The 24,262-nt window shown below is 70.1% G+C and carries 27 protein-coding genes; 19 read left to right on the top strand and 8 right to left on the bottom strand.

What is annotated here, in order from left to right; genetic code table 11:
* The first annotated feature begins 3 nt into the window (after positions 1-3).
* Complete coding sequence (locus ACFFIA_RS27970; protein WP_377255993.1) at positions 4-1,200, top strand: serine hydrolase domain-containing protein; 1,197 nt, start codon at positions 4-6, stop codon at positions 1,198-1,200.
* On the top strand, positions 1,197-1,592 hold the full coding sequence (locus ACFFIA_RS27965; protein ID WP_377255990.1) for a DUF6841 family protein: 396 nt from the start codon (positions 1,197-1,199) through the stop codon (positions 1,590-1,592). Before ACFFIA_RS27970 ends, ACFFIA_RS27965 begins: the two co-directional genes overlap by 4 nt.
* A 192-nt stretch (positions 1,593-1,784) precedes the next feature.
* Here the strand turns inward: ACFFIA_RS27965 and ACFFIA_RS27960 are convergent, their stop codons facing one another.
* Positions 1,785-2,156 (bottom strand): ArsR/SmtB family transcription factor, encoded by a 372-nt coding sequence (locus ACFFIA_RS27960; protein ID WP_377255987.1) that lies wholly within the window; start codon positions 2,154-2,156, stop codon positions 1,785-1,787.
* Between the two features lie 51 nt (positions 2,157-2,207).
* Here ACFFIA_RS27960 and ACFFIA_RS27955 point away from each other — a divergent pair, with 51 nt between their 5' ends.
* Complete coding sequence (locus ACFFIA_RS27955) at positions 2,208-3,539, top strand: enoyl-CoA hydratase/isomerase family protein (protein WP_377255984.1); 1,332 nt, start codon at positions 2,208-2,210, stop codon at positions 3,537-3,539.
* Positions 3,536-4,543 carry an MsnO8 family LLM class oxidoreductase gene (locus tag ACFFIA_RS27950; protein ID WP_377255981.1) on the top strand — a complete coding sequence of 336 codons (1,008 nt, stop codon included), beginning with the start codon at positions 3,536-3,538 and terminating at the stop codon, positions 4,541-4,543. The genes ACFFIA_RS27955 and ACFFIA_RS27950 overlap by 4 nt, the downstream gene beginning before the upstream one ends.
* Before the next feature lie 132 nt (positions 4,544-4,675).
* Here ACFFIA_RS27950 and ACFFIA_RS27945 read toward each other — a convergent pair whose 3' ends face one another.
* Positions 4,676-5,308, bottom strand: coding sequence for a Dps family protein (locus tag ACFFIA_RS27945; RefSeq protein WP_377255979.1), 633 nt, complete (start codon positions 5,306-5,308; stop codon positions 4,676-4,678).
* Positions 5,309-6,022: 714 nt separating this feature from the next.
* Here ACFFIA_RS27945 and ACFFIA_RS27940 point away from each other — a divergent pair.
* From ACFFIA_RS27940 to ACFFIA_RS27880, 13 genes are all read left to right on the top strand, one after another.
* Positions 6,023-6,355, top strand: a complete 333-nt coding sequence (locus ACFFIA_RS27940; RefSeq protein ID WP_377255977.1) for a YciI family protein — start codon at positions 6,023-6,025, stop codon at positions 6,353-6,355.
* Between the two features lie 290 nt (positions 6,356-6,645).
* Entirely contained in the window at positions 6,646-6,783 is a 138-nt protein-coding gene (locus ACFFIA_RS27935; RefSeq protein ID WP_377255974.1) for a hypothetical protein, read from the top strand.
* Positions 6,776-7,348, top strand: a complete 573-nt coding sequence (locus tag ACFFIA_RS27930; protein ID WP_377256512.1) for a phosphotransferase — start codon at positions 6,776-6,778, stop codon at positions 7,346-7,348. Before ACFFIA_RS27935 ends, ACFFIA_RS27930 begins: the two co-directional genes overlap by 8 nt.
* On the top strand, positions 7,345-7,467 hold the full coding sequence (locus ACFFIA_RS27925) for an FAD-binding protein (protein ID WP_377255971.1): 123 nt from the start codon (positions 7,345-7,347) through the stop codon (positions 7,465-7,467). Before ACFFIA_RS27930 ends, ACFFIA_RS27925 begins: the two co-directional genes overlap by 4 nt.
* A gap of 154 nt (positions 7,468-7,621) precedes the next feature.
* The gene (locus tag ACFFIA_RS27920) at positions 7,622-8,107 is read left to right on the top strand and encodes a tripartite tricarboxylate transporter TctB family protein (protein ID WP_377255968.1); all 486 of its coding nucleotides are present in this window, start codon (positions 7,622-7,624) and stop codon (positions 8,105-8,107) included.
* Positions 8,108-8,143: 36 nt separating this feature from the next.
* Positions 8,144-9,724: a tripartite tricarboxylate transporter permease gene (locus ACFFIA_RS27915; RefSeq protein ID WP_377255965.1), complete on the top strand. Its 1,581-nt coding sequence runs from the start codon at positions 8,144-8,146 to the stop codon at positions 9,722-9,724.
* Complete coding sequence (locus ACFFIA_RS27910) at positions 9,721-10,707, top strand: tripartite tricarboxylate transporter substrate binding protein (protein ID WP_377255962.1); 987 nt, start codon at positions 9,721-9,723, stop codon at positions 10,705-10,707. Before ACFFIA_RS27915 ends, ACFFIA_RS27910 begins: the two co-directional genes overlap by 4 nt.
* 100 nt (positions 10,708-10,807) lie before the next feature.
* Positions 10,808-11,719 carry a MaoC family dehydratase gene (locus ACFFIA_RS27905; protein WP_377255959.1) on the top strand — a complete coding sequence of 304 codons (912 nt, stop codon included), beginning with the start codon at positions 10,808-10,810 and terminating at the stop codon, positions 11,717-11,719.
* 34 nt (positions 11,720-11,753) lie between these two features.
* Positions 11,754-12,551, top strand: coding sequence for an enoyl-CoA hydratase/isomerase family protein (locus ACFFIA_RS27900; protein ID WP_377255956.1), 798 nt, complete (start codon positions 11,754-11,756; stop codon positions 12,549-12,551).
* The gene (locus ACFFIA_RS27895) at positions 12,548-13,774 is read left to right on the top strand and encodes a CaiB/BaiF CoA transferase family protein (protein ID WP_377255954.1); all 1,227 of its coding nucleotides are present in this window, start codon (positions 12,548-12,550) and stop codon (positions 13,772-13,774) included. Before ACFFIA_RS27900 ends, ACFFIA_RS27895 begins: the two co-directional genes overlap by 4 nt.
* A gap of 12 nt (positions 13,775-13,786) precedes the next feature.
* Positions 13,787-14,797, top strand: a complete 1,011-nt coding sequence (locus ACFFIA_RS27890; RefSeq protein ID WP_377255951.1) for a dihydroxyacetone kinase subunit DhaK — start codon at positions 13,787-13,789, stop codon at positions 14,795-14,797.
* Positions 14,794-15,450, top strand: a complete 657-nt coding sequence (locus ACFFIA_RS27885; protein WP_377255949.1) for a DAK2 domain-containing protein — start codon at positions 14,794-14,796, stop codon at positions 15,448-15,450. The genes ACFFIA_RS27890 and ACFFIA_RS27885 overlap by 4 nt, the downstream gene beginning before the upstream one ends.
* 50 nt (positions 15,451-15,500) lie before the next feature.
* Entirely contained in the window at positions 15,501-17,372 is a 1,872-nt protein-coding gene (locus ACFFIA_RS27880) for a tripartite tricarboxylate transporter substrate-binding protein (protein WP_377255946.1), read from the top strand.
* Here the strand turns inward: ACFFIA_RS27880 and ACFFIA_RS27875 are convergent.
* From ACFFIA_RS27875 to ACFFIA_RS27850, 6 genes are all read right to left on the bottom strand, one after another.
* Positions 17,333-17,989: a hypothetical protein gene (locus ACFFIA_RS27875; protein ID WP_377255944.1), complete on the bottom strand. Its 657-nt coding sequence runs from the start codon at positions 17,987-17,989 to the stop codon at positions 17,333-17,335. The two genes, ACFFIA_RS27880 and ACFFIA_RS27875, sit on opposite strands and share 40 nt — an antisense overlap.
* Before the next feature lie 171 nt (positions 17,990-18,160).
* On the bottom strand, positions 18,161-18,613 hold the full coding sequence (locus ACFFIA_RS27870; RefSeq protein ID WP_377255942.1) for a MaoC family dehydratase: 453 nt from the start codon (positions 18,611-18,613) through the stop codon (positions 18,161-18,163).
* A 6-nt stretch (positions 18,614-18,619) separates the two neighbouring features.
* On the bottom strand, positions 18,620-19,582 hold the full coding sequence (locus tag ACFFIA_RS27865) for an electron transfer flavoprotein subunit alpha/FixB family protein (protein ID WP_377255939.1): 963 nt from the start codon (positions 19,580-19,582) through the stop codon (positions 18,620-18,622).
* Between the two features lie 17 nt (positions 19,583-19,599).
* On the bottom strand, positions 19,600-20,379 hold the full coding sequence (locus ACFFIA_RS27860) for an electron transfer flavoprotein subunit beta/FixA family protein (RefSeq protein WP_377255936.1): 780 nt from the start codon (positions 20,377-20,379) through the stop codon (positions 19,600-19,602).
* A gap of 2 nt (positions 20,380-20,381) precedes the next feature.
* The gene (locus ACFFIA_RS27855) at positions 20,382-20,879 is read right to left on the bottom strand and encodes a thioesterase family protein (protein ID WP_377255933.1); all 498 of its coding nucleotides are present in this window, start codon (positions 20,877-20,879) and stop codon (positions 20,382-20,384) included.
* Positions 20,876-21,847 (bottom strand): NAD(P)H-dependent flavin oxidoreductase, encoded by a 972-nt coding sequence (locus ACFFIA_RS27850; protein ID WP_377255930.1) that lies wholly within the window; start codon positions 21,845-21,847, stop codon positions 20,876-20,878. Before ACFFIA_RS27850 ends, ACFFIA_RS27855 begins: the two co-directional genes overlap by 4 nt.
* Positions 21,848-22,061: 214 nt before the next feature.
* On the opposite strand from ACFFIA_RS27850, the gene ACFFIA_RS27845 reads away from it, so the two are divergent.
* Positions 22,062-23,015, top strand: a complete 954-nt coding sequence (locus tag ACFFIA_RS27845) for a cyclase family protein (protein WP_377255927.1) — start codon at positions 22,062-22,064, stop codon at positions 23,013-23,015.
* Positions 23,016-23,044: 29 nt separating this feature from the next.
* Positions 23,045-24,256 carry an ABC transporter substrate-binding protein gene (locus tag ACFFIA_RS27840; RefSeq protein WP_377255924.1) on the top strand — a complete coding sequence of 404 codons (1,212 nt, stop codon included), beginning with the start codon at positions 23,045-23,047 and terminating at the stop codon, positions 24,254-24,256.
* Positions 24,257-24,262 lie beyond the last annotated feature (6 nt).

Raw genomic sequence — 24,262 nt, 5'->3', positions numbered from 1 at the left:
GCGATGACAGTTGACGGTGAGCGGCTCGCCCGCCTCGACCGGTACCTTGCCTCCCTTGTGGACGCCGGCCGCCTGCCCGGCTGGTCGTTCGCGGTCAGCCACCGCGGCGAGCTGGCGTACGAGTCCTTCGGCGGCCACCGCGACCGGGAGGCCGGGCTGCCGGTCGAGCCGGACACGATCTACCGGCTGTGGTCGATGACCAAGCCGGTCACCTCGGTCGCCGCGCTCGTGCTCGTGGAGGAGGGCGTGCTGTCGCTCCAGGACCCGGTGGCACGGTACATCCCCGAGTTCGCCGACGCCCGCGTGTACCGCCAGGGCCCCCCGTCCCGGCCGGTCACCGACCCGCTCACCGAGCCGATCCGGCTGTGGCACCTGCTTTCGCACACCTCCGGGCTCACGTACGGCTTCCACCGCGCGCACCCGGTCGACGAGATCTACACCGCCGCCGGGTACGAGTGGAGCACCCCGCCGGGGCTGAGCCTCGCCGAGTGCTGCGCGGCGTGGGCCGGCTTCCCACTGCTCTTCCAGCCCGGTACGGCCTGGAACTACGGCGTCTCCAGCGATGTGCTCGGGCGGGTCGTCGAGGTCGCCTCGGGGCAGCCGCTGGACAAGTTCTTCGCCGACCGGGTCTTCGGGCCGCTGGGCATGCGCGACACCGGCTTCGTCGTCGACCCCGGCCAGCGCGACCGGCTCGCCGCCTTCTACACAGTGGGGCCCGATGGCGGGATCGCCCGCAACGACGCGCTCGGCACCCTCGGCACGGTCGAGCCGGCCTGCCTCTCCGGCAGCGCCGGCCTGGTCTCCACACTCGGCGACTACCTGCGCTTCGGCCGGCTGCTGCTGGGCGGCGGCGAAGTCGACGGCACGCGGGTCCTCGGCCCGCGCACCGTCGCGTACATGACCCGCAACCACCTGCCCGGCGGCGCCGACCTCGCCGCGGTGGGGCGGCCGGTCTTCGCCGAGATGCCGTGGGCCGGCGTCGGCTTCGGGCTCGGCTTCGCGGTCGTGCTCGACAGCGCGGCGACCAAGGTCCCCTCCAGCGACGGCGAGTACGGCTGGCACAGCGCGGCGAGCACCATCTTCTGGGTCGACCCGGCCGAGGAGCTGACCGCCGTCTTCCTCACCCAGCTCATGCCCTCCAGCGCGCTGCCGCTGCATTCGCGGCTGCGGCAGTTCGTGCATCAGGCGATCGTCGGATGACCGGCGGTCACGCGGCGCTGGCGGCGCTCGACGACTTCCTCCACGCCCTCAACAGCCATGACGTTGCCGCGTGGGCGGACACCCTGCACTACCCGCACGTACGCGTCCACGATGGCACCGTCACGGTCTGGCCCGACCGCGACGACTACGTCAAGCGCTCGGAGGGCGAGCTGGCGCTGCTGCTCGCCACCGGCTGGCGGCGCAGCATCTGGGACTCGGTCGAGGTGGTGCAGGAGGTCGCCGACCAGGTGCACGTCCGGACCCGGTTCGCCCGCCTGGACGCCCAGGGCGCCCGGCTGGCCACCTTCGAGTCCATCTATGTACTGACCCGGCAGGAGGGCCGCTGGGGAACGCTGGCGCGGATCGGCTTCGAGGTTCCGGCGGCGAGATGACCGCGCCGCAGTGAGAACCGATCGTGAAATGGAATCCCTGAGTCTCGTGTTCGGGTTTCCTTGACTTGCTCGCCCGGGGCACGCGCCACCTGGGAGCCCACCGGTATCCGTTCGGACACCTCCGTCGGCGCCGACGACAGCAAAGGAGGTCCCGGCGCTACGTCTTCGGGAACCCTGCCACCGCCCTGGCCTTCACTCTCCTCGCCGGCCTGACCGATCCGCCGAGCCTCGTGCCGTCCCGGGTGACGGAACACCGTTGGTGGTGGTCAGGGCGTCGATCAGGCCAGGGAAGCGGGCGTCGAGCTCGTCGCGGCGCAGTTCGACAGTGTGTGTGCGGCCGGCCACGACGGTGCGGGTCAGGCCCGCCTGCCGCAGTGTGCGGAAGTGGTGCGTCATGGTTGATTTGTGTACGCCGAAGTCCCAGTGTGTGCCGCATTTGCCGTGTGGCAGGCCGTCGGCAAGTGTCTGCACGATGCGCAGGCGGATTGGGTCGGCGACCGCCCGTAGCACGTCGACCATCGTCACGTCGGCGATGTCGGGCATCGCCTCGTCGTCCCGGGCCATGCCCCCACCTTACAGTTGGACATCCGTCATACGATCGCCTACGTTGACGGTATGACGGATGTCCAACAATCTGGTTCGGTGCGCTGGTCCTGGGACACCGACGGGATCGTCACCGTGACCCTCGACGACCCCGGCCGCACCGCGAACATGCTCAACCAGCGCCACTACGACGGGCTCGGCGCCTGCCTCGACGACCTCACCCGGCAGCGCGGCCGGCTACGCGGCGTGGTGCTCACCTCGGCCAAACGCTCCTTCATCGCCGGCCCCGACTTCGTGCCGAGCGAGATCCCCCCGGACGAGGCGGCCGGCACCTACCAGCTGCTGACGCCGCTGCGCGACCAGGCACGCCGGCTGGAGACTTTGGGCCGGCCGGTCGCCGCTGCGCTCAACGGCTCCGCGCTCGGCGGCGGATTTGAGCTGGCGCTGGCCTGCCATTACCGGGTCGGCCCACACGACCCGTCGGTCGTGTGGGCGCTGGCCGAGACCGGGATGGGCATCATTCCCGGAAGTGGCGGGACGGTCCGGGCGACGCGGATGTTCGGGATCGCCGCGACAGTACTGCAGATCGTCGGGCCGGGCACCGCCTATCACCCGGCGCAGGCGCTGGCCGCCGGCTTGGTGGACGAGTTGGCCGACGACGTCATCGCCGCGGCGCGATCCTGGGTGCTGGCGCAGCCGGCCGGGCATTTCGTGCAGCGGTGGGAGCGGCCCGGCTATGAGATTCCCGGGGGGACCGCGCAGCCGACGGGCCTGGCCGAGGAAGTGAGGCGCCGCTCGCAAGGGTCGCCGGTGCGTGCGCTCGCCGCCGTTCTGGACGTGGCGGCACGTAGCGCGGCGGCGCCGCTGGATGAGGCTTTCGAGATCGAGACGGCGGCATGCCGGGCGTTGTTGAGCGCGCCCGAGTTCCCGGATCTGGCGCATCTCTTCTACGCGATGCGTGCGGTCGCCACGACGCCCGCCGAACTTGCTCCAACACGGATGCAGGCCGAGCTAACCGCTGCAGGCTCGCAGGCCGACGCGCGCGAGTTCCTTTCGGCACAAGCGCAGGCAGGAACGCGTGAGTTCCCACAGATCGTCGCCAACCCCCTGGCAGCGTTGTTCTTCGCCCCCGAGGCCCCGATCGTCGAGATCACCGACGCTGAGCTCATCCCCGAGGTCCGCGCGAAGGGCGGCATCCCCGTGCTGCTCCACGGCGGACACGTCTCCTTCGTGCAGACCCTCCTGGACGCTGGCCCCGACCCCGCCGCCATGGCCGCCGCCGCGCGCCGCGCCCTCGACAAGGGCCTGCAGATCGACCCAGCCGGCGCCGACGTCGCCTCGGTTCTCGCGGCCGGCTTCCCCTCCTGGACCGGCGGCGTCCTGCACGCAGGAGACGCCCGGTGAAGTACTCGCTCGTCGAACTGGCCCCAGTCACGCCAGGCGGCAACAAGCACGAGGCCCTCGACCGGGCCCTCGCCGCCGCCGAAGAGGCCGAACACCTCGGCTTTTACCGCTTCTGGTTCGCCGAGCACCACCACGTGACCGGATACGCCGCCCAGGACCCAGCCCCGCTGATCGCGGCGGCCGCCCAGCGAACCTCCCGGATCCGCCTCGGCTCCGGTGCCGTCCTGCTCAACCACTACAGCGCCTTCAGCGTCGCCGAACGCTTCCTGATGCTTGAGTCGCTCGCGCCCGGCCGTATCGACCTGGGACTCGGCCGATCGACGGCCACACCGCTGATCGACCATGCGCTGCGCCGCGACCGAAACAGCCAACAGGCCGACGATTACCTCGACCAGGTGCAGGAGATCATCGGTTACCTCCACAAGGCATTCGACCGCGCCCACCCCTTCGCAGCGATCGACCTCACGGCCGGAATCGACAGCATTCCCGAGGTCTGGGTGCTCGGCTCCTCCGGCGCAAGCGCCGGCCTTGCCGCCCGGCTCGGCATCGGCTACACCTTCGGCGGCCACATCAACCCAGACCTGACTTCTCGTGCGCTCCGCTATTACCGGGATGGCTTCACGAAAACACCCTTCGGAACCGGCACTCCACAGGCGATGCTCGCGCTCAACATAGTCGCGGCCGACGATGAGGAGCAGGCACACCAGCTCACCTGGCCCGCGCGAGCCCTGCGGGCTGGTGGACGGGACCGGCCCATCCCCACCCTGGAACAGGCCCGGGCGGAGCTGAGCACATCGGCGAAAGCGCAGCCGAGCACGATTGTCGACGGCGTCATCCCGCCACAGATTTCCGGGACTCCGGCGACCCTGCGGCCTCAGCTCGAACCGGTGATCCGAGAATCGGGCGCGACCGAGGTCATGGTCCAGGACATGTTGACCGATTCCGCGGCGCGAACCCGGTCACGCCAGATCATCGCGCAGGCCCTCCACGCCATCACAACCTGAACCGGCCGGCGCCACACCACCGTCGACAGCAATACCGGTATGGCGGGCGGCCGCCGCACCGAGGGTGAGCACCTGGTCAAAGCCCGGCCACCTGGACGGTGGCCAGGGATGGTGGTGTTCCTCACCACCGGTTTAGGGCTGGTCGACAAGATGCTCGGCCACGAACCAGACCTGCAGCTCGTTTGGGCGTAGCACGTCGCTGATGAGTAGGTCGTTGGTGCCGGCGTCGCCGCTTTGTCCGGTGCTATCGATCGCGTCGCGGACCGCGCCGATGACGATCTCGTGCGCTTCGAGCAGCCGGGACAGCATGGCTGCGACCTCCTCTGCCCCGTCAGGTGGCCGCGGGATGGTGGTGATTTCGGCGACGTGGCGCGGGTCGCCGACGGCCACGCCACCCAGGGTTTGGACGCGCTCGGCGATCAAGTCGATGATCTCAAGCTGTTCTTCGGCGTGTTTGTCCAGCAGAAGGTGGAGCTGATAGAAGGTCAGGCCGCGCATCAGCCAGTGGTGCTTCTTGTAGAGGGCGTACAGGATCTGAGTGTCGGCGAGGATCCGGTTGAGCGCTTGACAGGATTGGGCGCGCACGTCGTTGCCCAAGGCGATCGGTAGCAGCCGCATCGTGCCGAAGTCCTGGATCTCGACGCCCAGTTCATGCAGCATCGGCTGACTGCGCCTGCCGTTGCCGTCGAACAGATGCTGGTAGCGCTCCCGCACCTTCACCGCCGCAGCGGACGCCCCCCTCGGTTGCCGTGCGTTGTCCGCCATGGTTCGCCTTCCTTGTCTGCGAATGCGTGCCGCGTCTCGTTCCACCGGCCGAGTCAAACCCTGGTGGTCCGGCCGCTGAGGAACCCCACGGTCACGTACTTCCCGCCCGGCCAATTACCTCTCCCCAAACCACAGTGCCACTCTGGATGGCTCCGGTCCTCAGGTTCGGCAAAACCGTCCAGCCCGCGCCGTTCGGTGTGACCACGGCCTCGGCGCCGCGATCGGCGTGTCCCGCCGGCGCAGGCCATCGGCCAGTGTGCGCATCTGTTCCTGGTAGGAGTCAGCGCCAAGCCACCGAGCCAGACCAGTGGCCAGCTGGATAGGCGCCAGCAGCAGCCCGGTCGCGGTCCTCAGCCGCACCATGGCGAGGTGTGGCCGCCCCTGGATGTCATGGTCTTTGAGGTCGACGCACATCCTGGCCAACCGCGACGAGCCTGGCGGCCGGGCTGGCGCTGCTGACCGGAACAACCAGCTGACCGTCGTCAGCTGCCCGATTTCGGCAACCAACACGGTGAACCGGGAGAACGCGGCCAACCGCACATGGCCGCCGCTGCTATCGCGGATCGGCCTCTGTGGGAGTAGACCTGGCTGACCTCGCTGATGAGGTCGAAGAACGGCAGCGCCACGATGTACACCTCGGGCCGAAGAACCGGAACTGGTGCTGCCGGACCGGACAGGCCGAAGGCGGCTGTCCGGATCTACTAACCTACGGACATGAGCAGATTCCTTGCCATCTACCACGGTGCCGCCGATGATGCGGACAAGTCCGAGGTGAGCGATGAGCAGCGAACTGGGTTCATGAACGCTTGGGCGAAGTGGGCGCAAGACCATGAGGGCGCGCTCGTTGACAACGGCTCGCCGCTGTTCAGGAAGAAGCGGGTTACTGCCGAGGGGAGCGACGACTTTACGGACAGTAAGACGGGTTACGCCATCGTCGAGGCGGACTCGCATGATGAAGCCGTCCAGATCTTCTCCGATCACCCCCACTTGCGACTGTTCAAGGGCAATTGGATCGAAGTGCTGGAGTGCCCTCCGATTCCGGGGTAGAGGATCACCGAACTGGCCCCGCTGATGCTGCAGACATGCGCGTGCCGTACTTCTCGCGGCTCGACACCGTTCGTGAGCAGGGCGGGGCACTGGCAAGCTGTTGGGCCGGGTGTAGCTGTTGGCCTTGCGAGGCTTAGTTAAAAGGACGGTTCTCCGGGGTCGGTGGTGCGGGGTTCGTCGGTGGTGCGGGTCCATTCGTCGATGTCGTCGGGCTAGGGCGCCACTCGGCCTTCGTCAAGGCAGCCTCCGCGCTCACCGCGCCGGCCGCCGCCAGCTTTCACCGTCGGGAGATGGTGGTCACGCCGCACCTGGCCGCCACCGCGATGGTTCCCAGACTGCTGGAGGGCTACGACGACGGCACCTGGGTCGCTCTCGTCTTCGAGGAGATCGCCGGCTCGCTGCCCGCCCAGCCTTGGCGACCTGGCTGACGAGCTGGAGCGTGTCCTGTCGGCCGTCACCGACCTCGTCGCCACGCTGACCCCGACCCCGGCCGACCTTCCGGCGCTGGCGCCCCCACGGCTCGGCGGCTGGTCGGGCCTCGCCGGTGGCGCGGCCGCCGACCGGCTGCGGTCGGTGGCGCCGTGGGCAGCCGAAAACATCGATCGGCTGCTCGCGCTCGAGGCGCAGGCGTTACTGGTCACGCCGGGGAGCACGCTGCTGCACGGTGACCTGTACCCGTTCAACATGATGCTGACCGCGGACCGGGTCTACTTCGTAGACTGGCCGCACGCCTGGGTCGGTGCTTCCCACATCGACCTCGTCACCCTGCTCTCCAGCACCGGCCTCAGCGGATTCGACCCGCAGCTGCTGGTCGAGCGGCACCCGCTCACGCGAGACCTCGACCCGCTCCAGATCGACGTGACGCTCGCGCTGCACGCCGGGTTCCTGCTCCGCGTCGCCTGCACCGTCGGGCCGGAGACCGACTCCACGATGGTCGACATGATGGTGGCGCTGGCCACGGGTTCCCTGCGCTTGCTGGAGAGCCGGCAGTGAGCGGCCAGCTGGACGAGGTCGAGGTGCTCGTCCTCGGCGCCGGCATGGCCGGGCTCGGCGCCGGAGTCGAGGCCCAGCGTCAGGGGCGGGGGACTCTCGTCCTGGAGGGCCCAGCATGATACGGAACGTGGTCGAGTAGAAACAGACGTCGAGCGGTACGTCGAATCGCCACCACAACTCTGTCGGTTCGGGTGGCAAACCCCCTGGTGAACCGCGATGAGTTGCCTACCTAGGCAACACGTTCGTCATCTCTGCGACATTACCCTCTTACCCGTGGATGATCATTCTGACCACGGCCGGATGGTTCGAGCGTGGCAGCTCGCGGCGGCCGGCCTGGCCGGGGTGGGTGTCTACGTCCTGGTCAACTCCCGGAGCCACGACTACCTGGACGGTGTCGGTCCGGGTGGCGGCTTCTTCCCGTTCTGGATCGGGTTGTTCAGCGTCCTGACCGGCGTCGCCCTTTTCGTGGGTACGACGTGGCGGGGCCTGGACCGGAGCATGGGCTGGTCGCGGACCGCCCGTGGCCCGGTGCTGCGGATCCTGGCGACGGTCGCCGCGCTCGCGAGCGCGGCGATCCTCTGGGAGTGGCTGGGGTTCCGGATCAGCGCGTTCCTGATGCTGGTCGTCCTGCTCCGGCTCTACGGGGCGCGGTCGTGGTGGTGGCTGGTCGCGTTCGCGGCCGCAGCGAGTCTCCTCGTCTTCTTCACCTTCCACGATCTGCTCCAGGTACCACTGCCGCTCGGTCCGTTCGGGATCTGACTAGGCGAGCCGTCACCGAGGTAGAGGGGAGGGACCGTGGGACAGACGTTCGGTCTGCTGCTGGATGGCCTCACGCAGGCCCTGTCACCGACCAACCTGCTCTTCGCCCTGGTCGGGTGCGTGCTCGGCACGCTGATCGGTGTCCTGCCCGGTCTGGGACCGGCGTCCGCGATGGCGATTCTCATCCCGGTCACGTACGACCTCGGACCGGTGCCGGCGATCATCATGCTGGCCGCCATCTACTACGGCACCCAGTACGGCGGGACGATCACCTCGGTCCTGGTAAACGTGCCCGGCGAATCCACGTCTGTGGTGACCTGCCTGGACGGGCATCCACTCGCCCGTCAGGGCCGGGCCGGCACCGCGCTCGGCGTCGCCGCGATCGGCTCGCTGGTCGCCGGGATCGTCGGCACACTGGCGCTGGTCGTACTCGCCCTGCCCCTGGCCAACCTGGCGCTGAAGTTCGGGCCGGTCGAGATGTTCGCCCTGCTCCTGCTGGGGCTGACCCTGGTGATGAGCTTCCGGGGCCGGTCGTTTCTGGCCGCCCTCGCGGTGACCCTGCTAGGGCTGATGCTGGCGACGGTCGGCATCGATCCGGTGCAGGGCGCGCCCCGGCTCACCTTCGACAACACCAACCTCTTCGACGGGGTGCAGCTCGTACCCGTGATCATGGGCCTGTTCGGGATCGCCGAGCTGCTGCGCGGCTTCGAGCGTCCCCCCGGGCAGGTGCCGAGGACCCGGATCCGGTCGCTACTACCTACCCGCCCGGAGGCGCGGCGCTCGGCCGTCGCGATCGCTCGGGGAACCGGTGTCGGCTTCGGGCTGGGACTGATTCCCGGAGTGCCGGGCGTGGTGCCCACGTTCGTGTCGTACGCCCTGGAAAAGCGGCTGTCCCGGCACCCGGAGCGGTTCGGCCGGGGTGCGGTGGAGGGTGTCGCGACCGCCGAGTCAGCCAACAACTCGTACGCCCAGGCCTCCATGGTGCCGCTGCTCACCCTCGGCATCCCGGGGACGGCCACGGTCGCGGTGCTCATGGGTGCGTTCCTCATCAACGGCATCACTCCCGGCCCGTTCCTGTTCCGCGACCACCCGGACGTGGTGTGGGCGCTGATCGCGAGCTTCCTCGTCGGCAACGTAATCCTGTTCGTGTTGAACTTCCCGCTGGTCGGGGTCTGGGCGAAGATCCTGCGGATCCCGCATGCCTACCTGCGGGCCATGATCCTGCTGTTCTGCGTGATCGGGGCGTACACCCTGCGGCAGAGCACCTTCGACATCGGTGTGATGCTCGTCTTCGGCGTGCTCGGTTACCTCTTCGACAAGCTGGAGTGGCCGACCGTGCCGCTGGTCATCGCACTCATCCTCGGGCCGATGCTGGAAAAGAACCTGCGCGCCGCCCTGGAACTGTCCGGCGGCGACGCCACCGTCTTCCTCACCGCCCCGATCTCGGCGGTCCTGCTCGCAGTCGCCACCGCGGTGGTGGTGCTGTCACTGCGGGGTGCCGGCCGGATCCGGGCCGCGACAGCCGGGCTCGCCCCGGCCGAGGAACAGGCGACCAAGGCTGGCGGCGCGGCTCCGGAACCGGCCAGTCGCCCTGGCGAGAACATGGAGGAAAGATGACAACAGCGATATCCCGTCGGGTCGTACTGGCCGCCGGGTTCGGCATGGCGGTGGCCGCCGCGGGGTGCGGCACCGGACGCCAGGACGAGACATCTACGGCGGACGGCTACCCTCGGCGGCCTATCACCCTGATCGTCCCGTTCTCCGCCGGTGGCGGCACCGACCTCGGTGCCCGACTGCTCGCAGCAGATCTGGAGAAGGAACTCGGCGGCTCGATCGTGGTGGTCAACAAGGATGGCGCCGGGTCGCAGACCGGCCTGACCGAGGTGGCCAAGGCCAGACCCGACGGCTACACGATCGGGGCCGTCAACCTTCCCGCGCTGGACACGATCATTCTGTCGCCGGACCGCAAGGCGTCGTTCACGATCGACTCGTTCGACTACCTGATCAACCACGTCTCCGAGCCGATCATCATCGCGGTCAAGCCCGACAGCCCCTACCGGTCACTGGCGGACCTGGTGGCGGCGGTACGGGCTCGGCCGGACCAGATCCGGACCGGCACCTCGGGCGCGCTCACCCCGGAGCACCTGGCCCAACTCCAGCTCGAACGGGCCGCGTCGGGCCGGTTGCGGATCGCCCACTTCGACGGTGCGGCCGGCAGCATGGCGCAATTCCGCGGCGGGCGTACCGACGTCGCCTTCACCACTCCGTCGTTCGTCGAGGATCTCCGGGCGCTCGCGGTGCTGACGGCAGAGCGGGTCCAGAACCTGCCGGATGTGCCGACCGCGGTCGAGCAGGGCTACGCCGACCTGGTGATGGTTTCCAGCCGGGGATTCGCGGTGCCGAAGGGGGTTCCGGAGCCGGTCCTGACCAAATTGCGCGAGACGTTCCAGCGGGTCGCCGCCAGCCCCGAACACCAGCGGAAGGCGGCCGAGGCCAAGCTCACCGTCGAGGTGATCGCCGGCGCCGAGTACGCCGACCACGTGCGGCGGGGGCACGAGGAGGCGGCCGCCCTGGTCGAACTGGCCCGAAAGCGCGGCTAGAAGTGGCTCGGTGAGATCGGCCGGCAGCGCGGCTAGAGGTGCCCGCGACCGGAGACCGGCTGGACTGTGCGGGTGGGGGATGGATCAGGAGGGAGGCGGCGTGGCACGGCTCAAAGAACGGCGCTGGGAGCTGATGGAGGTCGGCGAGGAGTTCGGCCCGCTGGATCTGGAGGTGACCGACCACCTGGTGAAGAGTTTTGTGTACGCGGTGGACGATGACTTCCGCTACCTGTGCGACCGCCCGGATACGTCCCGGATCGCCCCGCCCACCCTGCTCTGCCGGGAGGCGCGGGACGTGATCCGCACCGGCTACGACATCACCAGCGGCGGTGCCGGGATGCACACCAAGCACGAGTGCGAGATCTTCGCCAGTCCGACAATCGGGCAGGTCGTCCGGATCACCGGGCGGCACGTGGCGAAGTTCGTCAAGCGAGAAAAGCAGTACATCGTGCTGGAGTCGTGGATACATGACGAGGCCGGTCACCCGCTGCTGCGCCAACTCTCCACACACATCCGGGCACTGCGTCCCGGTGTGGCCAGGGAGACCCCGCGGGCAGTCAACGGACCGACCGGGCCGACCCCGCTCGGCACGCCGGTCGCCGAGGACGCGACGCGGCTGCGCCCGGGCGACCAGCTCCGGCCGTTGACCAAGCGGATCACCCAGGAGCAGTTGACCGTGTTTGCCGGCACCGAGTGGCCCAACATCCACAACGACCCGGCGGTGGCCGCCGCTGCCGGCCTGCGCGGCACCGTCGCCTCCGGGCTGCAGACCATGGCCTACGTCTCGCAGTTGATGACCGGCTACTGCGGCGACGGATGGTCCGCCGGCGGCCGGCTGGCGGTCGCCTTCATCGCCCCGGTCTTCGTCAACGAGGTGGTGTACGCCAGTGGCGAGGTGAGCCGGATCGACGAGCGGGACGGCCGGCAGCGGCTGGTGGCCGATGTGTGGTGCGAGACCGGCGCCGGCGTGCGGGTGCTGGCCGGCACGGCGGAGGGCTGGCTGTCGGCCTGAGGCCGGCAGCCAGGGTGAAGAACGGAGCAGCGAGTTGGACGAGCGACTGGAAACCGTGACCTATCAGCGGGAGGACCACATAGCGGTGGTCACCCTGAACCGGCCGCGCGCCCGGAACGCCTACGACGACCGGATGCAGGGCGAACTGGCCGACGTGTGGCGGGCGGTGCGGGGCGATCCCGACGTGTGGGTGGTGGTGCTGACCGGTACCGGCACCGAGGCGTTCTGCGCCGGGCGGGACGTCAAGGAACTCGCCGAGTACCAACGGCGCGGAGAGTTGGTGCCGCGCTACGACCCCCGGCATCCGTCGTACGGGGACTTCGGCGCGCACCTGCACAAGTACCAGCTGCCACAGCCGGTCATCGGGGCGATCAACGGATACGCCATCGGCGGCGGGCTGGGCCTCGTGCTGAGCTGCGACCTGCGGGTGATGAGTGAGGCGGCGTGGCTGGGCGACCTGCACGTCAACATCGGCCAGGTGGGCGGGGCGGCGCGGCTGGCCGCCGCGCTGCCGGACGCGGTTGCGGCCGAGTTGATCCTCGCCGGCGACCGGCTCAGCGCCCGGCGGGCCTACGAGGTGGGCCTGGTCAACCAGGTCGTCCCGGCCGACCAGGTGCTGCCCGAGGCGATGCGGCTGGCCCGGCAGGTCTGCCGCATGTCCCCGCTCGCCGTGCGGCGGAGCAAGGAAATCATGCAGACCCTGCGGGCCCTGCCGGCCGGCACGGTCGCGCTGGACGAGTACTACACCGCCCAGCAGCGGCTCACCGAGGACGGGCAGGAGGGGCCGCGAGCCTTCCGGGAGAAGCGCGAACCACAATGGACGGGGCGGTGAGCGGCGCGATGGGCGACACGGTGAAACCGCTGGACGGCATCCGCGTGCTGGACCTGACCCACGTGCTGGCCGGCCCGTACGCCACCCTGTTCCTGGCCCAGGCCGGCGCCGAAGTTATCAAGATCGAGAGGCCGGGCACCGGGGAACTGGCCCGCCGGCACCTGGTACGGGCCGCTGACGGTCGGACGGTCGACCACACCATGGCCTACCTCAACCGCGGCAAGAAGGGAGTGACCCTCGACCTGCGCAGCGAGGAGGGCCGCGAGATCTTCATCGAGCTGGTGAAGATCAGCGACGTGGTGATGGAGAACTTCACCGCCACCACCATGCGCCGCCTCGGGCTTGACTACGCCACCCTCGCCGAGATCAACCCGCGCATCGTCTACACCTCGGTCAGTGGCTTCGGGCACGACGACATCTACCCCGGCCCGTACACCGAACGGCCGGCGTTCAACCTGATCGCCCAGGCGATGAGCGGGATCATGGACATCACGGGCGAGCGCGACGGCCCGCCGGTGCCCACCGGCGTCGCCATCGGCGACCTGGTCGCCGGGATATTCGCTGTGTCCGGCACGCTGATGGCGCTGCGTCACCGCGATCTGACGGGCCGTGGCCAGCACGTCGACGTGGCGATGTACGACAGCCTCGCCAGCTTTTCCCAGCGTGCCCTGCTCCGCTACCACCTCACTGACGAACTGCCCACCCGGGGCAACGACGCCCGGGAAAACCCGCTCGGCGCGTTCCGGGTCGCCGATGGGTACGTGGTGATGACCACGATGGGCGACGCCATGTGGGACCGGCTCTGCACGCTGATCGACCGTACCGACCTGCGCGACGACCCAGACCTCAACCCGGACACCGCCCGTGGCCGCCGCTACGACCAGGTGCTCCGGCCGATCCTTGAGGAGTGGGCACGGGAGCGGACCCGTGCCGAGGTGGTGGAGTTGTTCCGGGCGGCCGACCTGCCGGCCGCGCCGGTGCAAAACGTCCACGACCTGCTGCACTGTCCCCAGCTGCGGGCCCGGCGCATGGTCTACGAGGTGGACGACCCGCGGCGCGGGCGGCTCGCCTTCACCGGGAACCCGATCAAGCTGTCCCGGGTGCCGGAGGAGGAGCCGGCGCCCGCCCCCGAGCTGGGCGAGGACACCGACGAGGTACTCGCCAAGTTGCTCGATCTGGACGGCGCGCGCCTGATCGGGCTGCGCGCCCGGAACGTGGTCTGACGGAGGCACCAGGTGCAGAAAATCATCAACGACCCCGAGGACTTCGTCGACGAGGTCCTCGACGGCATCCTGCTCGCCCATCCCGGCTGGCTTCGCGCCGTCGAGGAAGAGCCGCGCGCTCTGGTGCGGGCCGCCGGCGCGATCCCCGGCAAGGTCGGCATCGCCACCGGCGGCGGCTCCGGACACCTGCCGGTCTTCCTGGGGTACGTCGGTGAGGGCCTCGCCGACGGCGTCGCGGTGGGGAACGTCTTCGCCTCGCCGTCGGCGCGACAAATGCTCGCGGTGACCCGGGCCGTCGACGCCGGTGCCGGAGTTCTCCACCTCTACGGCAACTACCAGGGCGACACGCTGCATTTCGAGACCGCCGCCGAGCAGGCCGAGGCGGAAGGGATCGCGGTGCGGAGCGTACGCGTCTGTGACGACGTGGCCTCCGCACCCGCCGCCAACCGCAGCGACCGGCGCGGGGTCGCGGGGATCGTGTTCGCGTACAAGCTCGCCGGCGCGCGTGCCGCCGAGGGTGCCGATCTGGACGCGGTCACCGCCACCGCGGCCGACGCGGTGGCCAACACCCGGAGCCTGGGCGTGGCCCTGGCTCCGAGTACGGTCCCGACGGCCGGCCGGCCCACCTTCACCCTCGACGCCGGCGAGATGGAGCTCGGCATGGGCATCCACGGCGAGCCGGGTGTCCGGCGGGGCCCGCTGGCGCGGGCCGACGAGATCACCGCCGACCTGGTCGACACGATCGTGGCCGACCTGCCGTTCGTCGCTGGTGACCGGGTCGCCGTGCTCGTCAACGGGCTGGGCGCGACCCCGCTTGAGGAGCTCTACGTGGTGTACCGGGCGGTGCGGCGCCGCCTGGACGGGTACGACATCACCGTCCACCGCGGCTACGTCGGCGAGTACGCCACCTCGTTGGAGATGGCCGGCTGCTCGGTGTCGCTGCTCCGCCTGGACGACGAGCGCACCCGGCTGCTGGATGCGCCGGCGTACTCGCCCCTGTTCCGCCAGGGCGGCGGGTGGTGAGCGGCACCGGCGAGCAGCCCGAACCGGTGGTTCCGGGGGTCGACGCGGCCCGGCTGGTCGCGGTTCTCACCGCGGTGACCCACGCGCTGGAGGCCGAGCGGGACCACCTGACCGAGTTGGATGCGGCTGTCGGCGACGGCGACCTGGGGGCCAGCGTGGCCACCGCGGCCCGGGCGGTGCGGGAGAGCCTGCGCGAGCACCCGGACGACATCGGGCGGATCCTCTCCCGGGCCGCCGCGGCGGTCTCCGACGCCGCTGGCGCGACGATCGGCGCGCTGCTCAGCATCGGGCTGCTCAGGGCCGCCAGGGTGGCGAACGGGCAGACGGTGGTTGGCCTGGCCGAAATCGCGGCGATGATGCGGGCCGCTGAGGACGGCATCCGGGAAAAGGGCAAAGCAGATGTCGGGGACAAGACACTGCTGGACGCCCTGGTACCCGCCCGGGAGGCGCTCGACGCCGCAGTGCTGGACGGACTCACCGGTGTCGAGGCCGCCGCCCGGGCCGCCGACGCCGCGCTGCGGGGCGCAACCGCCACCGCCGGCATGACCCCCAGGTTCGGCCGGGCGCGCTGGCTGCCCGAGCGGGCCGCCGGTCACCGGGATCCCGGGGCTATCCTGGTCTATCTCCTGGTCAAGTCGGTTGCGGGCCGATGACCGGAACACCGACCCGCAGTCGTATCGCCGATGCTGCGGGGGTGAGGACGATGGTGCACGGAGAGCTGGCTGGTGCTCGCCGCGCCAGCCCTCCAGACGAGGGCGGGGTCGCGTTGCAGGCCCTCGGCCAACGCATCCGTGTCTACCGCAGCCGGCAGCGCCAGTTGCACGTCGACCGCCCGTGGACGCAGGAGGACCTGGCGGTGGCGATCGGCAGCGACAAGGCGCACATCAACCGGATCGAGTGCGGGCGGCAGCGGCCCGCGCTGGACACACTCAACCGGATCAGCGAGGCGCTCGATCTGGCCTGGGCAGATCGCAGCCGGCTGCTGCGCCTCGCCGGCTACCTGCTCACCCCGCCTGCCCCGGGCAGCGGTGAGATCGCGGAGATGGCCCGCCGGGTCGGCCGGGTCGTCCACGACACCCCGCACCCGGCCCTGTTGATCGATCAGGAGAACCGGATCTGGGACGTCAACCACCTCTTCGCGTGCGCCTTCCTCAGCTACCCCGACCGTGACGCCTGCCTTGCCGAGGTACGCGGCCGACGAATCGTGGAACTTCTCGGCGAAGGGCACCAAGGGGGAGAATTCCTCCGCCGGACCCTGCACTCCTATCCGGCGTTCGTCCGGCAGCAGCTCATGCTGCTACGCCGGGACATCCTGCAACGACCGGCCTCGGCCGAGCTCAGCAGCGTCCTGGACGCGGTGCTCGCCGACCGGCGGCTCTGCGCGGCGTGGCTGGCGCTCAGCGCCCACCTGCCCCAGGGCGACGAACCGGACTACCTCGACCACCAGACCCTCCGCATGGACCATCCGAGCGCCGGCCAGTACACCGTGCAGGTGTGGCAGAGCACGCTGGCCGCAGACGAGCGCTTCGGCGTCGTCCACCTGGTGCCCGCCGACGACACCACCCGGCAGTGCTTCGCCCGTCTGGGTACCCGCCACACCCGGCCCGGCTGGACATCGCCGCCGCCCACCCCACCCCGGGCGGCGGCACCCGGAATCGTCGATGCCGGCCACCGCGACAGCCCGACCACACGTAGGGAAGCCTTCCCGAACCGCCCGATCACCCTGACCGTACCGTGGGCCGCCGGGGGCGTCACCGACGTCGGTGCGCGGATCCTCGCCCCGCTCGTCGCCCAGGAGCTGGACCAGGCCGTGGTGGTGGTCAACGACGACGACGCCCAGTCCCGGCATGCCCTGAAACGGTTGGCCCGGCAACCCGCCGACGGCTACCACCTGGCGTTCCTCAACCAGCCGGCGCTGGACATTACGCTGCCGCAGGGCCGATCCCGGTTCGTGCTGGTCGCCAACCAGGCGTTTGACCCGATCGGCGTGTTCGTCCGGGCCGACAGCCGATACGGCAACCTCCGCGACCTGGTCCGGGACGCCGCCCGCCGACCGGGGCAGGTGACAGTCGGTACCTCGGGCCCGTACACGCCCGCACACCTCGGCGCGTTGCTGCTCGAGCAGACCACCGGGATCTCTTTTCGTTTCATCCACTACTGCGGCAGCATGGAACACATCGCCCGGTTCCTGGCCGGTCAGACCGACGTGGCATTCTTCGGCTCCGGCATCACCGTGCCGGCACTGCGTGCCGACGAGCTGCGTGCGCTGGCCATGTTCACCGAGGAGCGCTTTCCGCTGCTTCCCGAGGTTGTCACCGCAGCGGAGGGTGGTTTCGACGGGTTGGTACTGGCGTCCATCCGGGGGGTCTGGGCGCCCGACGGCGTACCGGCGGGGCGGCTGCGTACACTGCGGGCGGCGTTCCAGGCGGCCATGGACAACCCGGCGCACCTGCGCCAGATGCACGCCGCCGGGCTCGGCGTCCGCCGGATGACCCACGACGAGTACGCCGCCTACGTCGAGCGTCAGAGCAGCCGTTACGCCGGGTTGCTGTCCACCTTCGCCCCCGCCGGGTAGTCCCAGGCCGTCGCGCGGCAGTAGGCCTCCAGCACCGGCTGCCCCTGCCCTCGATGCGGTTGCGCTCGGAGCGGCGCTGTCTGCCGAGGGCTTGTGACGGCGCCGACACCGAACGGTCGATCGGGCCACGGACCCGCGTGGGCTGCACCTGCCGCGAACATGAGAAAGCAGGATGCGTTCGTCGCCGCCAACCGGCGTGGATGTAGGCGAGCCGGAGCTCCGAGGGTGACCACGGCCGCGTGGGGTCTGACCCGATCGAACAGGTTCTCGGCGAGGGCGACCGCCCGCGCGGCGTCGCTCTCGTCGAGGCTGGCGAGGTATGCGGTGCAGGACGCCGCGCCCATGACCAGCTCTTCGGCCGGGCAGCCGCCGGCACACCTGGCGGTCGCGCTGACCGCGACGAAGGCCGCCGTCGCCCGGCCGCGCGAGTCGATAGCGGTGTACGGCGAGTCGATCGACACCGAGCGCCGGCGCCTCATCACCGTGGACTTCCACAAGGCGCTCACCGAGATGAGCGGCAACCCGATCCTCCGCAGCGCGGCGACGGTCCTGTTCGACACGCGCTTCGACGTCTTCGAGCGGATCCTCGACGCGATGACGGCCGGGCGCGGCCGCACGCACGAGGGTGGTGAGCGAGGCATCCGACACGATCGTCAGGAACGGGCTCGTCGTCGGGCCGGACGGTGCGCGGGTCCAGGACGTGGCGATCACCCGCGGTCGGATCGCCGGCCCTGGCTGTGTGAGCGCCGCCCGCCGGGCGGCGCTCGTGCTCACCCGCAGGCCGCGCGTTACAGCACCAGCAGGCTGAGCACCTCCGCCACGCAGGCCGGCTTGTCGCCGCCCTCCCGGTCGATCGTGACGCGGGACGTGAGCCGCTGTCCGCTCGCGGTCGGCTCGAGTCCGAGTAGTTCCACACCGCCTCGCAGCCGGGAACCCACCGGGACCGGGGAGGGGTACCGCACCCGGTTGGCGCCGTAGTTCACGGCCATCGTGGTGCCCTCGACGCGGTAGATCTGGTTGAGGAACAGCGGCACGAGGGAGAGCGTCAGGTACCCGTGCGCGATCGTCGAGCCGAAGCGGCTCTGTGCCGCCCGCGCGGGGTCGACGTGGATCCACTGGTGGTCGCCGGTGGCGTCGGCGAACGCGTCGATCCGCTCCTGGCTGATCGTCTGCCAGTCCGAGTAGCCGAGGTGCGTCCCGATCGCGCGTTCGAGTTCGTCGATTCGATGAAAGACCCTCATCGGCGATCAGCCCCTGCGCTCGCGGATCGCTTCGGTCGCCCGCGGTACGACCTTGAACAGGTCGCCCACGACGCCGAAGTCCGCCAGCTCGAAGATGGGCGCCTCGTCGTCCTTGTTGACCGCGACGATGGTCTTCGACGTCTGCATGCCGGCGCGGTGCTGGATGGCGCCGGAGATGCCCAGGGCCAGGTACAGCTGCGGCGAGACCGTCTTGCCGGTCTGGCCGACCTGGAACTGGTGCGGGTAGAAGCCGGAGTCGACGGCGGCGCGGGACGCGCCGACGGCGCCGCCGACCAGGTCGGCCAGCTCCTCGACGAGCTTGAAGTTGTCGGCGCTGCCCACGCCGCGTCCGCCGGAGACCACGATGGATGCCTCGGTGAGCTCCGGGCGGGAGCCCTTCCGCTCGGCCACCCGGTTGAGCACCCGGGCGAGCTTGTCGTTTTCGGCCACCTCGACGGCCACGTTCTCCAAGACGGGTGACGCCGGCGCCGGGACCGGCGTGACGGAGTTGGGCCGCAGGGTCACCAGCGGGATCCCCTTGGTCACCCTGGACTTGACGACCGTGGAGCCGGCGAACGCGAGCTGCGTGGCCACGCCGGAGGCGTCGAGGCCGACCACGTCGGTGAGGATGCCGTTGCCGAGCTTGATCGCTAGCCGGCCGGCGATCTCCTTGCCCTCCTGGGAGGCGGCGAGCAGGACCGCGGCCGGCGATACCGCCGTGATCAGGTCGGCCAGCGCCGTCGCCTTCGGCGCGACCAGGTAGGCGTCGAGATCCTCGCTCTGCACGGCGTAGATCGTCCGCGCGCCGAACTCGGCGAGCTTGTCCTGGACGGCGGTGGCCGCACCGGGCGCGCCGAGCACGACGGCGGACGGCTCGCCCAGGGCCCGGGCGATCGTCAGCAGTTCGAGGGTGACCTTCTTGACGCCGGTCGCCGGTGCGGCCTCGACGACGACGAGTACCTCTGCCATCTTGGGGTGCCTCTCTGTCAGACGAGCTTCTCGGACGCCAGGAACTCGACGAGCTTCACGCCGCCGTCACCCGAGTCAGTGATCTTGTTGCCGGCCTGCCGCGGTGGTCGCTTGCCGTGCTCCACGACCACGCTGGTGGCGCCGTCGAAGCCCACCTCGGCGGCCGGTACGCCGAGGTCGGCCAGCGACCGGGTGGCCACGGGCTTCTTCTTGGCGGCCATGATGCCCTTGAACGACGGGTACCGCGGCTCGTTGATCGTGTCCCACACGCTCACGACGGCGGGCATGGCGGCGGAGACCACCTCGTAGCCGTCCTCGGTCTGCCGTTCGATCGTCAGCGCTGGCCCGTCAACGGTCAGCTTCCGCGCGCCGGTGAGCGCGGCGATGCCGAGCCGCTCGGCGATCATGTGCGGGATGAGCTGCCCCCGCGCGTCGGTGGACTCGGCGCCGCAGACGATCAGATCCGGGTTGATCTGGGAGATCGCCGCCGCCAGGACCTTCGACGTGCCGACCGCGCAGGAGCCGCGCACCGCCTCGTCGGTCACGTGGACGGCGGAGTCGGGGCCCATCGACAGGGCCTTGCGGATCGACTCGCCCGCCCGCTCCGGGCCCACCGTCAGGACGACGACCTCGCCACCAGCGCGCTCCCGGATCCGCAGCGCCTCCTCGATGGCGTATTCGTCCATCTCGTTGATCACGTTGTCGGCCGACCCGCGGTCGACGGTGTTGTCGTCACCGCGCAGGGTGCGTTCCGCACCGGAGTCGGGCACCTGCTTGACGAGTACGACGATCTTCATGGTCAAGGCTTCTCGATTCCGTGGGTTCCCGCGCGGGCGATGTGCTCGTCGGCCACGCGGGCGAGTTCTGGGCTCAGGGGGGAGGGGCGGCGCGTCTCGAGATTGATGTGAAGGATGTCGAAGTCGAGCGTGTTCGAGATCTGGTTCCGGGAGCGGTTGAGCAGCAACGAGGTCCCGCGCAGCAGTTTGTCCGTCCTGACGCGCAGGGCGGGGTGGACGCTCACCTCGTCGCCGACCTTCACCTCGGCCAGGTATCGCAGCCGGTGTTCCACCGTGAACAGGGTGTGGCCGTGCCGCTCCCGGTAGTCCGCCCCGAAGCCGAGCCGCTCCATCAGCCACCGGACCGCCTTGGTCTGCAGGCTGAAGTAGTGGCTGACGTTCATGTGCTCGTTCGCGTCTTCGAACTCGGGCGGGATGACCAGGCGGAGCGGGGCCGGAAGTTGGCTGGCGGTGGTGAACGCCGGAAGGTCGCGGCGTCCGTCTCGCGGCGGAGGCGTCATTTCTGGATCATCCCGGAGAGCCGCCCGGCGATGATCTCCTCGGCCTCGGCGACGATGCGGTCGAGCAGCTCCCGGCAGGTGGGCACGTCGCGCACGAACACCTGGGACAGCCCCGCCCACCAGATGCCGGCCTCGAGGTCGCCGGTCTCGTACACGCGCTTGCCGCGAGCGCCCGCCACCAGGTGGCGGACGTCCTCGAAGGCGCCGCCGTTCCGGAGGATCTCGACGACCTTTTCGGAGACGGAGTTGCGGGCTACCCGGGCGGTGTTCCGCAGCTCCCGGAAGATCAGGTTCGTCTCGCGCTCGTCGTTGGCGACGATGCGCCGCTTCACGTCGGGATGGATCGGGGCCTCCCGGGTGGCCATGAAGCGGGTTCCCATCACGATGCCGTCGGCGCCGAGCGCGAGGGCGGCGGCGAGTCCTCGGCCGTCGCCGATCCCGCCGGCGGCGAGCAGCGGCACGCCGACCCGGTCGGCGACGGCGGGGATGAGGACCAGGCCCGGGATGTCCTCCTCGCCCGGGTGCCCGGCGCATTCGAAGCCGTCGACGATGATCGCGTCGACGCCGGCGGACGCGGCCTTGAGCGCGTGCCGGACGCTCGTCGCCTTGTGGATTACCTTGACGCCCGCCCTCTGGTAGTACGACGTGAACACCCCCGGGTTGGAGCCCGAGGTCTCCACGACGGAGATTCCGGCCTGAATCGCCGCGTCGCGGTATTCGTCGTACGGCGGGGGATTGATGCTCGGCAACGTCGTCAGGTTGATGCCGAACGGTTTGTCGGTCAGGTCGTGGCACCGGCGGATCTCGTCGTAGAGCGCCTGCGGCGTCGGTTGGGTCAGCGCGGTGATGAGGCCGAGTCCTCCGGCGTTCGACACCGCCGCGGCGAGTTCGGCGTAGCCGATCCACTGCATCCCGCCCTGCATGATCGGCTTTTCGATCCGCAGCAGTTCGGTGATTCTCGTCTTCACCACGGGGCGTTTCCTCTCCTGGTGCTGCAAGACCGCGTGAGGGCAGGGTGTCGTGCTCGGCCCGGAGCGGAGCGGCCGGCGTCCGGCTCCGATCCGCCGCTCGCGGGCGGCGCCTCGGGGCCGCCCCGCGGGGTCCCGGGCGTCCGTCCGCATCTGGAAACCATCTGGTAACAGAGTCTTGACTTACGAACGCTCGTAAGTCAAGACTCTGGCTGTGCCTCCACTCACAGCCGACGACATCCCCGCCTACGACCACCTGCCGGTCATCGAGCGCCTCGGGCTGCCCCACGCATGGGAGGTGTTCGGCGCCGGCGACGACCTCGGCACGCTGAACTACCTCACGCCCGCCGTGGTGGCCGCCGCGCTGGCGGAGGCCACCCGCGGGGTGCCGGTGGGGCTGAACCTGCCGATCGACCAGCCGGCGCCGCCGCTGTTCGGGCGAGAGCCGACCCGGCACGAGTTCTTCACGCACGACCGGAACACCTGGGACGACCGGCTGGACGCCTTCTTCCCGCAAGGGTCGAGCCAGTGGGACGGCTTCCGCCACGTCCGCGCCCGCGAGTTCGGGTTCTTCGGCGGGGTCACCGCCGCCCCCTCGCGGGACAGGTCCTGGCTCGGCATCGACGTCTGGGCCCGCCGCGGCATCGTCGGGCGCGGGGTCCTGCTCGATGTCGCCGCGCACCTGCTCGGCTCCGGCGACGACCTGCCCTGCGACGTGGAGCGGGCCATCACGCCGGAACTGCTGCGCCAGGTCGCCGCCGCGCAGGGCGTCGAGGTGCGCCACGGCGACCTGCTACTCGTGCGCACCGGGTGGCCCCGCAAGTACGCACAGCTCACCCCGCAGCGCCGGGCCGAACTCGCGGCGGCACCGGCCTTTCCCGGCCTGCACGCCGGCGAACAGACCGCCCGCCTGCTGTGGAACTGGCACGTCTCCGCGCTCATCACCGACCTCCCCGCAGTCGAGCCCGCACCCGGCGACCCCGCGGTCGGATCGCTGCACCGCCGGCTGCTTCCGCTGCTGGGCATCCCCCTCGGCGAGCTGTTCGATCTCGAAGCGCTCTCCGGTCGCTGCCGGGAGTTCGGCAGCTACACCTTCCTGTTCACCTCCGCCCCGATCAACCTCCCCGGCGGGTGCGGCTCGCCCGCAAACGCGCTCGCCATCTTCTAGAGAGGACCACCACCCTCATGGAACGGTTAATGAGAACGGTCGTCGCGACGGTTTCGGTCGGGCTGCTGGCGGCCACCGCCGCGGCTTGTGGCGGCTCCGACGCCGGCGGTTCCGACTCCGGTGAGATCACCCTCGGCGTCCTCGGCCCGATCTCGGGCGCCCAGGCCCAGATCGGCCAGAACCAGGTCGCCGGCGCCGAGGTCGCCGTCGCCCAGATCAACGCCCAGGGCGGAATCAACGGCCGCAAGGTCAAGCTCGTCACCCAGGACGAGGGCGCCTCGCCCGAGACCGCCGCGGCGGCGATCCGCAAGGTCGCCAACGACGGCGTCCCGCTGCAACTCGGCATGCTCTCAAGCGCCAACTGCCTGGCCACCGCGCCGACGCTGCCGAAGCTCAAGGTCGTGATGGTCGGCGCCGGCTGCACGAACGACGGTCTGACCGGCAGCGACGGCAAGGACGCGCCGCACCCGAACTTCTTCCGCGTCGGCAACGCCGACAGCCCCATGGTGACCAGCCTCGCGAAGGTGATCGCCCAGAAGTTCCCGGGCGTCACCGACTACGACGCCTTCGGCTACAACTACGTCACCGGCACCTCCCAGTGGAAGATCTTCCAGGAGACCGTGAAGCAGAACGGGGTCGCGCTGCGGCCCCGGAAGGAGACCTTCGTCGCCCTCGGCGAGCAGAACTTCAAGCCGTACGTCCAGGCGTTGGCCAGCGCCCCCGGCGACCCGAAGACCCGCGGCCTGTACCTCGGCACGTACGGCGCGGGCACGGCGAGCTTCCTACAGCAGGCCCAGGACCTCAACCTCGCCTCGAAGTACGCGGTCATCGTCCAGCCCGGCGGCTACTACCCGGTCGCGCGAACCCTCGGCGGCCGCGCCCCCCAGGTCTGGAACGCCTACGACTACAGCTACGCCGCGTTCGACAGCGAGATGAACGACGCGTTCGTCAAGGACTTCGAGGCGAAGACCGGGAAGAAGCCGGTCTCCTGGAGCTACGACGCCTACCTCGCCGTGTACGCGTACAAGGCGGCGATCGAGAAGGCCGGCTCGGCGGAGTACGACAAGGTCCTCAAGGCGCTGCCGGGCATCGAGTTCGACTCGCCCGCCGGCAAGCTCACCATCGACGCGAAGACACACCAGGCCGACACCCCGGTCGTCGTGACCTTCAGCGTCGGCGACCCCAGCGCCAGCGAGACCGTGAAGATCCTTGAGACGCAGCTCGTCAAGCCGGGAGCCTGACCGACG

This window comes from Phytohabitans kaempferiae, from assembly GCF_042433955.1.
In the GTDB taxonomy this organism is placed as follows: Bacteria; Actinomycetota; Actinomycetes; order Mycobacteriales; family Micromonosporaceae; genus Phytohabitans; species Phytohabitans kaempferiae.
The sequence above is the reverse complement of the archived record's forward strand: the minus strand, read 5'-3'. Positions and strand labels throughout refer to the sequence as shown.